Source organism: uncultured Campylobacter sp. (assembly GCF_938041645.1).
Lineage (GTDB): Bacteria > Campylobacterota > Campylobacteria > Campylobacterales > Campylobacteraceae > Campylobacter_B.
On sequence record NZ_CALIST010000049.1, the window covers coordinates 34,860 to 47,869 of the forward strand.

Below are 13,010 nucleotides of genomic sequence, written 5' to 3' on the forward strand. Positions count from 1 at the left end.
ATCCGTCTAGAACTTAGATTTTCCTCACCAGCTCGGGAATTATCGCTTCGAAATCGACCCCTTCGTAGTCCTTGCGCTCCTCGTCGCTCATCGTCTCTTTGATCGTGCTGACGACGAAGTCCGCAGCGACTCGAACCGCCGTTTCTAGCGACTTGCCGCGCATTATCGCGCCGAAGGCTACGGCTGCGAAAATATCGCCGGTGCCGTTAAATTTAACCGGCAGCAGCTCGTGAAAATACTCGTTCGTCCTACCCGTACGCGCGTCGTAACTAAAAACCCCGCACTGATCGGCGATGTAGCCGATGCCCTTTAAAATAACCTGTCTAGCGCCAAGCTCTCTAAGGCGCGCAAGCAGATCCATGATGAAATCTCTATCTGCGTCCTCTCGGTACGGCACCCCGGTGATCGCGCAGGCCTCGGTGATATTGGGCGTAATGACGTCGGCTTGAGCGCACAGAAGCGCCATCATGCGGGCAAAATCCTCGTTAAAGCCCGGATAAAACACGCCGTTATCACCCATACAAGGATCGACCAAAATGGTCTTGCCTGCGCCGCCAAAGCTCGCAAATAGCTCGCCCATAATCTCGATCTGTGCCGCCGAGCCCAAAAAGCCCGTGTAGATGCCGTCAAATACCACTCCGCGGTCTTTCCAGTGCGCCATGATCGCGCGTATTTGAGAGCTTAGATCGCAAAAGGTGTAGCCCGAAAAGCCCGTATGCATCGATAAAACCGCCGTAGGGATCACGCTCGTACTCATCCCCATCGCGCTTAGTATTGGTAAGGCGACGGTCAGCGAAACCTTGCCCACGCAGGATATATCTTGAACGGTAAGAACTTTTTTCATCACAATTCCTAAAATTTTTGGCTCTATTTTACCGCTATTTATATTAAAAAGGCGAATTTAAATAAAATTTACTCTATGAATAGTCTAAATTTATGATATTTTTGGCGTTTTTCCGCTAAATTTTATCTCGGGTTCGCCGTAAATTCGGCTCCAAAAATCAACAAAAGGCAAAAAATGATAACCGCAAAGGCTCTTTACGCATCAGCTCGCCTTAGATCGCTGCCGCTTAGCGTCTCGGGCGTGTTGCTCGGTAGCGGCGCGGCATACGGCGCAGGCGTATTTAGAGCGGATATTTTCGCACTGACGCTGCTTACGACGCTGCTGTTTCAGGTACTTAGCGACTACGCCAACGACTACGGCGACGCAGTAAAGGGCACCGACGACGATGGTAGGCTGGGGCCGCGCCGCGCGATCCAAACTGGGCAGATGAGCGCGGAGCAGATGAAGCGCGTCATCGTCGCTACGGCGCTGCTTTCGGCATTTTCGAGCCTCGCGCTAAGCGTTTTGGCATTCGGCGAGCGGTTTTATCTCGTGCTACTGTTTTTAGCGCTAGGCGGCGCGTCGATATTTGCTGCGATCCGCTACACCGTGGGAGCCGGCGCATACGGATATCGGGGGCTCGGCGACGTTTTCGTGTTTTTGTTTTTTGGACTTTTGAGCGTGCTGGGCTCATACTTTTTACACGCACGTTCGCTTGATGCGGCGCTGCTGCTACCTGCGTGCGCGTGTGGGATGCTAAGCACCGCCGTGCTAAATCTAAACAACATGCGCGACGTGCAAAATGACGCGCTCAAGGGCAAGCGCACGATCCCTGTGCGTATCGGGCTGCCCGCGGCCAAACGCTATCACTACGCGCTGATCGCGGGCGGAGCGGGATTGATGCTTTGCTACTCGCTTTTGCGCGGCGACTCGGGCGTGAGACTGCTCTACGTAATTAGCTTTGCGCCGCTTATTTGGCACCTATTTTTCGTCTTAAAAGTGCGGGAGTGTCGCGACTTCGACGGACAGCTAAAGGTAGTCGCACTATGCACGTTTGCGATGTCGGCGCTGTTTTTTATCGGGGAAATTTTAGGCTAAATTTAAATGCCGCGCAGATAAAAATTTACGAAATGCGATGCAGGGGCAAAACCATGTCTTTCTGCACATAGCCCCTTAAAATTCGAAGCAATTTTGCACGTTGTTTAGAACTTCGCGGTCGCAATATCCGCCGTTTTGCTCGCAAAAGTCCAAAACCGCCGCCTCATTCGGCACGCGGCGAGCTCGCAAAATCCAGTATGAGCCTATGCGTGCCGTCGCAGTCGCGATGCGCCAAGCTCTAGCCCAAGAACTCAAATAGCCCCTCAAACTCCGCCCTATTCATAGACAGGCTCTTTTCAAATGCATCTCGCTGCCGCTACGCCGCGAGCTTTTTGAGTTCCTTTTTTCTAGATTTTTCCACTCTTTCTCCTTTGCTGCGCCGCCTTGCCGCACGAATATCCTTTGGGCGCATTAACCTCATACCCGTCGTCCCCCGCCCTCAAGCGGGATGCAAATTTCATCCAAACCGTGCACTAGCTCGTCTATACCGAAATAACGCTTATTAATTTTAGCAGAGCGAAATTATAGCAAAAGCAGAGCGCGAAATCGCAAATCCGATGATTAAATTTTATCTAGAATAAAGAGCTATGTTTTCGGCTAAATTTTGCCGTACCGAGGGATAAAATTTAGCAAATTCGGATGAAATTCTATCGAGTAGATGTGTAGAATTTGACCATAATCTAAAACAAAAGCGGCCGCGCCCAAAACGCGACCGCTAAATTTTAAAATTTTACTTCTCAAACGCCTTTTCTAGGCTAAACGGAAACGCCTGATAGCCCATCGCGTTGGTCATTTTGATTTCGATGCTAGGCTCTTTTGCGCCCCATTCAAACTCATTGATGTGAGGGCTAGGTACGCCGACCGGGCGACCTTTGGCGATGTCAAACTGCATGCCCGCAACCGCCGAGTAAACCATCACGCTATCAAGGTCGTCTTGATACTGCGCTAGCGAAGTAACCGAGCTATACCACTCGCTGCCGCGTTGTTTGCCGTATTCCCAGACTTGCTCGACGGTTTTAGCTTTTTCGTCGATTTTATAAACGACCGCGCGGGAGTATTTCATACCCGTCATCGCAGGCTGCTCCATACCGCGTGTGTCGCCGTTGTCAAAGACGGTGAGATACACGACGCCCTTTTTGGACTTGCTATCGATTCGAAATGCCGTGTGCTGCGTCCACTGCCAGTCAAATCCACCCTTCTCGCTCTCGTAGCCCGGGCATTTTGAGTACTCGTCCTCGCAGACGATCTTTTTGCCGTCTTTATCTACCGGCTGGAGCAAATAATCTTTAAACTGGTCCTTCCAGCCTTTGTGCGCGCCCATTATCCATTTGACTTTTTTGTCGCGGCCGATCTTGATGACGGCGTCTTGGTGGCGGCTGGAGATGATGATACTATCGTCGCTTGGGTCGTAGTCTACGCTATTTACGTGCGCCCAGTTGCGTCCAGGGCCCGAACCCACGATGTCGCCCCATTTTTCGTTCGTATCCATCGCGGCTAGCTCGTCCGTGCTCGCGGTGTGGCCCGCCTTGCTAGCGTCGATATTTAGGCACACCGCGCCTTGATCGAGCGTTTTTAACACGATGTCGCGATACGGATCTAAAATTTCATACAGCCTAAAATCATCCACGACGTTGCCGTCTCTATCGACCTCGACGATGACGTCTCGGACCGTGCGGACGTTTTTACCGTCGGCTCGTTTATAGTTGGCGTTTGCCGCGCGGAGGAAATAATGCCCGTTTTGCGCCACGTCCATAGAGTGCGAGAAGTCATTGTAGCTCGCAGGTAGCTCGCGGTTAAAAATTTCGCGACCCATTATGTCGTATTTGGCGTATCTTTGGCCGTATCCCCACGTCATCGCGCCGTCGTCGTTTTGCTTAAAGCCCATCATGACGCCCGCGGAAAAAGGCTGCTTGAGGTCGTAAATTTTACTCGGCTCCAGGTACCAGCGCACTTCGCCTTTGGTGTCTAGGATGAAGTTATTGGGGCTGTAGTTCCACTCGATCGCGCCGCCTGCGGGGTTGTTCCACACGACTTTGGTGCCTTTGCCGGTTTTATTTACGAAGTTATTTACATAGTAGAGGCGGTTTGCAAATTTCGCGCTCGGAGCCTTCACGACCTCGATCTTATCAAACAGCGCGCCCTTTTGAGACGGCATGCCCGAGCTTTCTAGATAAATAGCAGGCGCGTAAATTTTATAACTTTCTTTTACGTGCTCGGTTCCACCTTTATAAATTTTATCATACTCGACCAGGGCGGTGTTTTGATAGTCAGGATATAGTCCGAAAACGGGAATTCCGCCGTGAGTGCGCAGGTGCTTGTCGGCGACTTTATAGCTGATAACCTGACCGCCCGGCTTTGGCACGATAGTGACTTTCGCGTTTGCTAGCGTATAGCCGCCGTTTTTGATCACCGCCGTTAGAGGCGCGATGTCGTATGGATTAACGACTACTTCGCCGATCTTGCCCGGGACGGCGTAGTCGATGTGTGCGCCGCTAGGTCCGCCGATAGCCAGCGCGGCCGTGCTTAGACCGCCTAAAAGCGCCACAGCTAGCGCAAATGAGGAAAGAGTTCGCTTCATCTTATTCTCCTTTGAATTGGTTTGATATCGTAATTTTAATCAACCTCGCTAACGTAGAAATCACGCGTTTATTAAAACTTGCTTAATTGTAAAAAATAATTTCAAATTTTGGCTTTTGTGCCAAAATTTAGTCGAAATTTTATAAATTTAATCTAAAATTTATCTTAGCGTGAGTTCTGCGGCGGCGAGAGGATATAAAATTAACGCAAACAAAATCATTTTAAGGAGCACTCCATGAACCTACTTTCTAAATTTAGCAAAGGCTTTCTAGCCGTTGCGATGTTCGGCGCCCTTAGCGCGACCGCGTTTACCGAGGGCGAGGATTACGTAAAGCTGCAAAAGCCGCTACCAGTCGAGCAAAACACGCTAGTTAAGGTATTTAGCTACGCATGCCCGTTTTGCTACAAATACGACAAGACCGTAACGCCGAAGGTCGTAGAAAAAGTCGCGGGGCTAAAATACGTGCCATTTCATCTAAAAACCAAGGGCGAATACGGCGAGGCAGCGAGTAAAATTTTTGCCGTTTTGGTCGTGATGGATGAGGAAAAAGGCGTGAGCCTGCTAGATGAAAACTCGCTGTTTAAAAAGGCGAAATTTGCCTACTACAAGGCCTATCACGATCAAAAGCAGCGCTGGAGCGACGGCAAAGACGAGGCTGCGTTTTTAAAGACGGGGCTTGATGCGGCCGGCATCAGCGAGGCGGACTATCAAAAAAAGCTGGAGGATCCAAAGGTCGCCGAACTGCTTAAAAAATGGGACGAGAGCTACGATGTAGCCAAGATCCAAGGCGTGCCGGCATTTGTCGTAAACGGCAAATACCTCATCATGACGAAGTCCATCAGCTCCATCGACGGCATGGCGCAGCTAATCGAAGAGCTGCTCAAAAAATAGGGCGCGAGCATGAAATTTGCGGAAAAAATAGCAAAATTCGGATGTAGCCGCCTGCCGTGGGCGATCCTTATAGCGGTGAGCGTCGGGCTTGTTATCCTAGCGCACTCGCTGTTTCAAAACTACGTCTATATGCCGCCTTGCGAGCAGTGCGTCTATATCCGCTTTGCATTTTTGTGTATGGCGCTCGGCGGGCTCGTAGCTATCGTAAATCCCAAAAATTTAGTGCTCGCGGGTATAGGTTATCTGCTCTCTTTTTGGGGCGCGATCCAGGGCATAATGTATAGCGTAAAGCTAGCCAAGATCCACGACGCTGTGCACGGAGACGATCCGTTCGGCGTGCAGGGCTGCTCGACCGAGCCGCACTATCCGTTCGGCTTGCCGCTTGAGCGATGGGCGCCTGATTGGTTCTTGCCTACGGGCGACTGCGGCTACGATAATCCGCTGGTTCCCGACGGCGTCACGCTAAGTGGCTTTCAGAAGTATCTCGTCGATCTTTACGAGGACGGCTGGTACCTGATCCCATCAAGCAAATTTATGTCGATGGCCGACTGCACGCTGATCGGCTTTGGAGTCTGCTTCGTCGTGCTCGCCGCGATGTTTATTTGCAAAATTTTAACTTTTAAAAAAGCTTAAATCGGTCTAAATTTAGACCGATTTTGCTATACTCGCCGTATGAAAGCCTTACGCGAGCATAATTTTAAAATCTACTTCATCATCATTTTCGCAAGCCTTTTCGTGGTGCTTTTGGGCGTGAAAAACTACGAGGACGCCAAGGCGCAGATCGTCGCTCTCGCGGATAAAAACAAGATTGCCGCGAGCGAAAATATTGTCGGGAATTTCTCGTTTTGGTTAGACGAGCGCCTGCACTCGCTGGTGCGCGCGGCTAAATTTATTCAAAATGCGGGCATCTCGCAAGATAGCGAAAAACTCGGCGGCTTCATACGGCTTTTTAAAGAAAATTCCGCGGAATTCGACGCCTTGCAGTTTTTGCGCAAGGACGGAGAAATTTTCGTAGACGGTAAGGAGCTAGAGGGCGACGAGGCGATGCCAAAGAGCCTGCGCACGGGGCTTGTATGGTTTGAGGAGACCAAAAGCACGCTCGCGCCCACGGTAAATTTTATGCAGCGCCATAAAATTTTAGGCGAGCCGACGCTAAATTTATGCGTGCCCGTCATGGACGGCGGCTCGTTTGCGGGGGTATTTTGCGGCGTGGTGAAGCTGCAAAACATACTAAAAAATATGGAAAAATTTAAACTCGCGCCCGATTCATACGCCTTTATCGTAACACACGGCGGCGAAATTTTAACGCCGATGAAGGATGCGGCACTAAAAAAACAGATCGAGGATAAATTTAAAGAGCTTTTTTTGCGTGATGAGGATATCACGAGCCTAAATATCGGATCAAATTTCATCTCCGTCGCCGAGATCCCCACGCTAAACTGGTTCATCGGCGCAGGTACCGATAACGAAAAGGAGCTCGCCGCGCTGCTTAACTCCGTGCTAAAAAATGCCCTCATCTTGCTTTTTGCTTTCGCGGCGTTGGCACTGGTGGCAAATTTCTTACATAACTTTATGTACTCAAAAATCAAAAACCTACAAGACGACTACGAAGCCCTGCTCAAGCACAAAGCCCGTATGAGCGAGGCGGGCGAGCTAATCAGCGGCATAAATCATCAGTTTATCCAGCCGGTTAATTCGCTAAATTTGATGATCTCAAGCCTACTCATGCTGCAAAAAGACGGCAAGCTAGACGCCGCGACGCTAGAGAGTATGCTGCAAAAGGGGCAGGCTGCGACCGTGCTTTTAAGCGATACGATCGAGATTTTTAGAAATTTTTATAAAAACAGCGACGCTCCGCAAAAATTTAGCGTGCAGCGCTGCATCAAAGACCTGCTAAAGCTCATGCACACCGAGCTTAGCAAGGCAAACGTCTCAGTAAGCTTGCGCGAATTTAAAGACGAAGAGGCCACGCAGCGAATGGGCATCGTGCAGCAAATTTTACTCATCCTCATTCACAACGCCAAAGACGCGGTCGTGGAGCGATACAAAGACGAGATTGCCAAGCGGCAGGTTTTTATTGACGTCAAATTTGAAAACGGCACGTGCAAAATAGCCGTCACGGACTACGGTAGCGGTGTGAGCAAGGAGCTTCGGGATAAAATTTTAACCCAGCCAAAAACCACCAAAAAGCAAGGAAGCGGCATCGGGCTGTATTTTGGCAAAAAGCTAGCAAACGAAAAGCTTTCAGGCGACATCAGACTGCTAAGCGCGGGTGATCCGACGACGTTTGAGCTCGGCTTTGAGATAAATTTAAAGGAGTGAGATGCAAGAGCATTTAAAGCTACTTAAAGACCTGAGCGTCCTCATCGTCGAGGACGACGAGATCGCAAGGGAGCTGCTAATAGGCGGGCTAAAACCATACTGCCTAAGCGTCTGGGGCGCAGGCGACGGGCTAGAGGGGCTGGAGCGCTTTAAAAAGCTAGCCCCCGCCATCGTCATCACCGACATCCACATGCCCGCGATGAACGGCTTTGAGATGATGAAAGAGATGATACGCATAAAGCCCGCGCAAAAATTTATCGTCTTTACCTCCTACGACACCGACGACAACCTCATCAAAAGCATCGAGCACGGCGCGGCGTCGTTTCTAAAAAAGCCCGTCGATATCGCCGCTCTGTGCCGTCTGCTCGTGGCTCTAACCTACGAAAAGGACGAAAAGCTCGTGCGCCTGGGCCCGCAAACCAGCATAAATCTCGCCAAAGAAAAGATCTACAAAAACGGCGAGGAAATTTATCTATCATTTTTGCAAAACAAGCTCTTTTGGCTCTTTGCGTACAATCTAAACAAGCTCGTGAGCTACGAGATGATCGAGGAGTTCGTCTACGAGGGCGAGCAAACGAGCAAGGGCGCGATACAAAACGTCGTGCTAAGGCTAAAGCGGGAGCTGGGGGTGAGGTTTAAGAATATTAGCGAGAGCGGATACATCCTGCTAAGCGGCGAGTAGGGTAAATTTTGAAATTTGCGGCTTGTCTTTTTGCCCTATACTTCGTTGGATCTCGCTGCGGGCTGCAGTCACGTATTATATATACGCTCCTTTGCCCTTGCTTATCCGCCTTGTCTATGACAAAAATACTTCACCTTGAAATTTCTACGTTCAAATTTGGCGTTAAATTTTATTTTGCGGCTCGTCTTTTTCCGCCATACTTCGCTTTGCTTCCCTTGCGGTCGCAACTGCAAGCAGAAAGCGGCTCGCTCGGCTTCTGTCACGGACGAGCGAGTCCGCTCCCTCGCCTCGTTTGCCGCTGCCTCGTCTGACGTAAAAATACTTCGCCTTGAAATTTTACATTTAAATTTAAAGTCAAATTTCTAAATTTCGGCTCAAATTTTACCTGCCGAAACCCGCGCTTTGAAAACTTAAAATTTAGTCGCTATCGCGCCGCAGGGCTTAGCGATAAAATTTGTTAGAAGCCTCGCGGCTAAATTTAATGCAGCGCGTAAAACAAAGTTTGCTTTGGCGCGGCGAAGCCTATTTCGCCAGCAGCTCCTTTGCCGCGGCGACCATATCGTCTAGCGAACCGAACGAGGAGGTGTTTAAGAGATACTTGCCGCTCACGACAAACGCCGGCACGCCCGAAATCACCGCGACTTCGTAGCCCCCGTCCCACTGCGCGAGCAGAGCCTGCGCCTTTTTGCTAGCAAGCGCCGCTTCGTATTCGCCCACGCTCACGCCCGCAGCATCCAGCGCGGTTTTGATAAATCTCTGCTTATCGCTACCGCCGCCGAAATCGTCCTTTTTGTCGTGGATCGCTTTGTAAATCGCAAATTTCGCCTTTTTAAATTTCGACTCATCGCTTAGCGGGCCGACGTCATCCTTTTCATCAAGCACGATGAGGGCTGCGAATACGCCGCTTGCGGTCTGTCCGAACACGCCCTTGGTCTTTAGATGCCACGGCAAAAATTCCGTCCCCTCAAGCTTTTTCATCAGCTGCGGCGTGACCGTCCTATCGAACGTATAGCAGTGCGGGCAATCGTAGTTAAAAATTTTAACGATGCTGTTTTTCGGTACGTTTAGCGGCTTTTGCAGCACTTGATAATTAACGCCCTCCTCCAGCGCGTTTGCACCTACGCCAAGCAAGCAAACGGCAGCTAAAATTCGTATAAATTTAGAAAGCATTTTCATCAAATTCCTTTGCGGTAAATTTTAAAGATTGTATAAAATAAAGGGTAAATTTGAAATAAAATCTAAGCAACGAGCTTCTTTTTTAATTCTTTAACCATTTCGAGTTTAAGTTCCTTGGTTGTATAATGCCTGAAATTTTACATTTCAAAACAAGGAGTAGCTATGAAAAAGTCTATTTGTATCGCGATTTTGCTATGCGCCAGTTTGATGGCGAGTGAGTGCACCGCAGTGTATGGAGATGGAAAAACGGAGCTAAAGCTTGCTACGGGAAGCCCGGGAGAGCTTGGGCTACTCGAAGTTTTATCTAATGAATTTAGCAAGGCAAACGACACCAAAATTTGCTGGATAAAAGCAGGAAGCGGTCAGACTCTCGAACTTTTGAAAAATAAAAAGATAGATATCGCTATGGTTCACGCTCCAAAGGCGGAAATAAGCGCCGTAAAAGAGGGCTGGGCTACGCAAAGGACGTTGATCGGATCAAACGAGTTTTTTATCGTAGGGCCTAAAAGCGATCCCGCAAAGATAAAAACCGCCCAAAACGTAACAGAGGCCTATACCGATATAGCCAAATCCCAAAGCCTTTTTTACACCAGAGCGGACAACTCCGGAACTCATAAAAAAGAGCTTAGTATCTGGAAAATGGCAAATATCGTTCCGCAAGGCCAGTGGTATGAGGCAAATAAAGATTTTATGTTAGCGACTCTTTTAAAAGCCGATAAAAACGGAGCATATTTTATGAGCGATAGCAGTACTTGGGTCGTGGCGAAAAAAGACATAAAATCCAGCGAAATTCTATTTCGCGGCGATAAATATCTAATAAATACGTATTGCGCCCTAAGACAAAACGATAGCGATACTGCCGAAAGCAAGAAATCGAAAGATTTTATAGATTTCGTAGCTTCAAGCGCAGGGCAAGAGATAATTAAAAATTACGGTAAAGACAGATACGGCGAAGGGCTTTACAACGACGCTGCATACGCTCAGAAATATTTTATAAGCGAGTAGAATTTAAGTCTTAAAAGATTAAATTCGGCAAATTTGATAAGCCGAATTTCAACGACGCGATGGGTAAAATTTAAGCAAACGGGTTAAATTTCAGACCGAATTTAACCCGCCGCGTAAATTCTAAATTTACTGCGGCGATCGCACTAAATTTAATCTCGGCGCGAAATTTTAATAATCAAAAATATTCGGATCGATCACCATCGCGCGGTATGCTACGTCGTCTCTAGACGCAGACTCCACGTCCATTTCAAATTTAATGTCGTTTGTTTTCGGATCGATCTCCACGAGCACCATTTTGATCGTCTTATCAGGTTTTAGCAGATAGACGTTCGAGCTTGAGATGAAGTACGTGCTTTTATCCTTTTGCCACTCCACGACGCTAGTAACCGCGCTATAGAAGTCAAATCCGCGCTCCTTGCCAAACTCCCACGTCTGCTCGACCGTGCCCTTTTTCTCATCGATCTTGTACTCGACCGCGCGGGAGTATTTTTGCTCTTTTAGCGCAGGCTGCTCCATGCCGCGGCCGTCGCCGTTGTCAAATACGCTGATGTGCTTGACGGAGCCCTTGTTATCGTAGCGCGGAGTGAGCCACGCGGTGTGCTGCGTCCACGACCAGTCGAAGTCGCCCTCGCATTTTGAGTTTTCGCATTTGATTTTGTTGCCGTTTTTATCGACGGGAACGAGCACTTTTTCTTTAAAGTCCGCGCTCCAGCCCTCAGGAGACGCTAGGATCCATTTTACCTTTTTGTCGCGGCCGATCTTAACTATGCCTTGGTGGCGAAGCGAGAGGATGATGCTGTCGTCGCTAGGATCGTGCGAGATCGAGTTTACGTGCGCCCAGTTGCGTCCCGTGCCGGTCGAGGTCACGTCGCCGAAAGGCAGATCGTCGCTGATTTTGATCTCTTTGGCGTCCATATCGATATTTAGGCACACGGCGCGAGCGTCAAGAGCTTTGATTAGGTTGCTGCGGTAAACGTTTTTGCCGAAAATTTCATTCAGATCCCACTCGTCCACGACCTTGCCGCTGCCGTCCACTTCGATGATGTGATCTCTGATCGTGTGCGAGATCCTGCCGTCTGCGTGGTGGTAGTTGTATTTACCGACGCGAAGCAGCAGATGATCGCCTTTTAGCGGCATCACCTCGTGGCTAAGGTCGATGTAGCCGCGCGGCAGCTCGCGATTATACACCTCCTTGCCCATCATATCGTAACGCATATATCGCTGCGCCATGCCCCAGCTCAGATCGCCGTTTGGCAGCTGATGAAAGCCCATCATCATGCCGCCGTCCATCACTCTGCGCTCGCTGCGGTCATAAAATTTCTGATAGTCCAGATACCATCTGACCTCGCCCTGAGTATCGACGACGAAATTTTCCGTAAAGTCGTTCCAGCTAGCCGTACCGCCGTTTTTCCAATCAAGCGGTTTATGGACGCTCGTGATGGTGTTGTTGATGAGATAGAGCCTATTTTTAAACGCAGGATCGACCTTTTTGACCTTCATCTTTTGCATGTGGCCAAATCTATAATCGCGGCTATACGTCACGATCGGCTGAGCGTAAATTTTATACTTTTCGACCTTCTTTTCGCCGTTAAAAACGTAGCTTACTTCGACCTCGTTTAGATAGTCGGGGTACAGCCCCCAGATCGGCACGCCGTCGTGCGTCAGCAGCGCATGCTCGGAGACGTTATAGGCGATGTCGATGCCGCCGTTCGGCTTACCGAGCACCCGCACGTGGATATCCTTGATGTCCTTGCCGGCGCGATCAATGACGGCGGTCAGAGGCGCCACGTCGTAGGGGTTGATAAACACCGAGCCAAGCTCGCCCTGGGTTTTTACTTGATGCGCCAAAACGCCCGCACTCGCAGTCTGCGGCACCGCTATAAGCGCGCCGCTTGCCAAGGCCGCAGCCAAAACGATAGAACCGAAAAAAATCTTACGCATATTCGCTCCTTTTGGGTAAATTTAACTAATTTTACTACTACCAAATCACATAATAATCATACTAGCTTTAAATCAAATTTAAAGTTAAATTCTAATATATCTACTTAAATTTTAGAACGCAAGCGAGACGGGTAACAGGCTAAAATTTGATATAATTAGCCCTGCTTTATCAAATTTAAGGAGAGAAAATGCCATTCGTAAATATAAAAGTAGCCGCTCCGGAGCCTACAAAAGAGCAAAAAAAGCAAATCATCGCCGAGATTACGAATACGCTAGCACGCGTATTAGGCAAAGACCCAGCCGCAATACTCGTGATGATCGAAACGCTCGGTATGGACAGCATCGGTAAAAGCGGTCTAAGTCTTGAGGAAATCAAACAAAATAAAGAGAAAAAATGAGCGAATTTTTATAGGATTTTGAGCTAAAAATCACGCTCGCAGCGGGCGATACTTGCGCCGCTAAGCGGTCTAAATTTACCGAACACGCAGGCGGGC

12 protein-coding genes are annotated in these 13,010 nt (G+C 49.1%); 7 read left to right on the forward strand and 5 right to left on the reverse strand.

Features of this window, described 5'->3' with window-relative positions:
* Nucleotides 1-13: 13 nt before the first annotated feature.
* Nucleotides 14-844: a pyridoxamine kinase gene (locus tag Q0600_RS07360; protein ID WP_298029051.1), complete on the reverse strand. Its 831-nt coding sequence runs from the start codon at nt 842-844 to the stop codon at nt 14-16.
* Nucleotides 845-1,018: 174 nt separating this feature from the next.
* On the opposite strand from Q0600_RS07360, the gene menA reads away from it, so the two are divergent.
* A complete protein-coding gene (gene menA / locus Q0600_RS07365) occupies nt 1,019-1,921 on the forward strand; it encodes a 1,4-dihydroxy-2-naphthoate octaprenyltransferase (RefSeq protein WP_298758688.1) in 903 nt (300 codons plus the stop codon).
* A 75-nt stretch (nt 1,922-1,996) separates the two neighbouring features.
* Here menA and Q0600_RS07370 read toward each other — a convergent pair whose 3' ends face one another.
* Nucleotides 1,997-2,188, reverse strand: a complete 192-nt coding sequence (locus Q0600_RS07370) for a hypothetical protein (RefSeq protein WP_297915975.1) — start codon at nt 2,186-2,188, stop codon at nt 1,997-1,999.
* A gap of 463 nt (nt 2,189-2,651) precedes the next feature.
* The gene (locus Q0600_RS07375) at nt 2,652-4,499 is read right to left on the reverse strand and encodes an aryl-sulfate sulfotransferase (RefSeq protein ID WP_298758693.1); all 1,848 of its coding nucleotides are present in this window, start codon (nt 4,497-4,499) and stop codon (nt 2,652-2,654) included.
* A gap of 234 nt (nt 4,500-4,733) precedes the next feature.
* Here Q0600_RS07375 and Q0600_RS07380 point away from each other — a divergent pair, with 234 nt between their 5' ends.
* The 4 genes from Q0600_RS07380 to Q0600_RS07395 are packed head-to-tail and all read left to right on the forward strand — an operon-like array spanning nt 4,734 to nt 8,394.
* Nucleotides 4,734-5,390: a thiol:disulfide interchange protein DsbA/DsbL gene (locus tag Q0600_RS07380; protein ID WP_298758696.1), complete on the forward strand. Its 657-nt coding sequence runs from the start codon at nt 4,734-4,736 to the stop codon at nt 5,388-5,390.
* A gap of 9 nt (nt 5,391-5,399) precedes the next feature.
* Nucleotides 5,400-6,023 (forward strand): protein-disulfide oxidoreductase DsbI, encoded by a 624-nt coding sequence (dsbI, locus tag Q0600_RS07385; protein ID WP_298758699.1) that lies wholly within the window; start codon nt 5,400-5,402, stop codon nt 6,021-6,023.
* A gap of 39 nt (nt 6,024-6,062) precedes the next feature.
* Entirely contained in the window at nt 6,063-7,712 is a 1,650-nt protein-coding gene (locus Q0600_RS07390) for a sensor histidine kinase (protein WP_298758701.1), read from the forward strand.
* 1 nt (nt 7,713) lies between these two features.
* Nucleotides 7,714-8,394: a response regulator gene (locus Q0600_RS07395; RefSeq protein WP_298758704.1), complete on the forward strand. Its 681-nt coding sequence runs from the start codon at nt 7,714-7,716 to the stop codon at nt 8,392-8,394.
* A 522-nt stretch (nt 8,395-8,916) separates the two neighbouring features.
* Here Q0600_RS07395 and Q0600_RS07400 read toward each other — a convergent pair.
* Nucleotides 8,917-9,570 carry a thiol:disulfide interchange protein DsbA/DsbL gene (locus Q0600_RS07400; protein ID WP_298758706.1) on the reverse strand — a complete coding sequence of 218 codons (654 nt, stop codon included), beginning with the start codon at nt 9,568-9,570 and terminating at the stop codon, nt 8,917-8,919.
* Between the two features lie 162 nt (nt 9,571-9,732).
* Here Q0600_RS07400 and Q0600_RS07405 point away from each other — a divergent pair, with 162 nt between their 5' ends.
* Complete coding sequence (locus Q0600_RS07405) at nt 9,733-10,575, forward strand: substrate-binding domain-containing protein (RefSeq protein ID WP_298082365.1); 843 nt, start codon at nt 9,733-9,735, stop codon at nt 10,573-10,575.
* 168 nt (nt 10,576-10,743) lie between these two features.
* On the opposite strand, the gene Q0600_RS07410 is transcribed toward Q0600_RS07405, so the two are convergent.
* Nucleotides 10,744-12,516 (reverse strand): aryl-sulfate sulfotransferase, encoded by a 1,773-nt coding sequence (locus Q0600_RS07410; RefSeq protein ID WP_298758708.1) that lies wholly within the window; start codon nt 12,514-12,516, stop codon nt 10,744-10,746.
* 188 nt (nt 12,517-12,704) lie between these two features.
* Between Q0600_RS07410 and Q0600_RS07415 the strand changes: the two genes are divergently transcribed.
* Nucleotides 12,705-12,914, forward strand: coding sequence for a 4-oxalocrotonate tautomerase family protein (locus Q0600_RS07415; RefSeq protein ID WP_005872687.1), 210 nt, complete (start codon nt 12,705-12,707; stop codon nt 12,912-12,914).
* The last annotated feature ends 96 nt before the right edge of the window (nt 12,915-13,010 follow it).

What these genes read in the sequence shown, in the direction of transcription:
- menA (WP_298758688.1), top strand. Translation starts at nt 1,019, where the DNA reads ATGATAACCGCAAAGGCTCTTTACGCATCAGCTCGCCTTAGATCGCTG.
- Q0600_RS07360 (WP_298029051.1), bottom strand. Translation starts at nt 844, where the DNA reads ATGAAAAAAGTTCTTACCGTTCAAGATATATCCTGCGTGGGCAAGGTT.
- Q0600_RS07380 (WP_298758696.1), top strand. Translation starts at nt 4,734, where the DNA reads ATGAACCTACTTTCTAAATTTAGCAAAGGCTTTCTAGCCGTTGCGATG.
- Q0600_RS07375 (WP_298758693.1), bottom strand. Translation starts at nt 4,499, where the DNA reads ATGAAGCGAACTCTTTCCTCATTTGCGCTAGCTGTGGCGCTTTTAGGC.
- Q0600_RS07400 (WP_298758706.1), bottom strand. Translation starts at nt 9,570, where the DNA reads ATGAAAATGCTTTCTAAATTTATACGAATTTTAGCTGCCGTTTGCTTG.
- Q0600_RS07395 (WP_298758704.1), top strand. Translation starts at nt 7,714, where the DNA reads ATGCAAGAGCATTTAAAGCTACTTAAAGACCTGAGCGTCCTCATCGTC.
- Q0600_RS07405 (WP_298082365.1), top strand. Translation starts at nt 9,733, where the DNA reads ATGAAAAAGTCTATTTGTATCGCGATTTTGCTATGCGCCAGTTTGATG.
- Q0600_RS07415 (WP_005872687.1), top strand. Translation starts at nt 12,705, where the DNA reads ATGCCATTCGTAAATATAAAAGTAGCCGCTCCGGAGCCTACAAAAGAG.
- Q0600_RS07410 (WP_298758708.1), bottom strand. Translation starts at nt 12,516, where the DNA reads ATGCGTAAGATTTTTTTCGGTTCTATCGTTTTGGCTGCGGCCTTGGCA.
- Q0600_RS07390 (WP_298758701.1), top strand. Translation starts at nt 6,063, where the DNA reads ATGAAAGCCTTACGCGAGCATAATTTTAAAATCTACTTCATCATCATT.
- dsbI (WP_298758699.1), top strand. Translation starts at nt 5,400, where the DNA reads ATGAAATTTGCGGAAAAAATAGCAAAATTCGGATGTAGCCGCCTGCCG.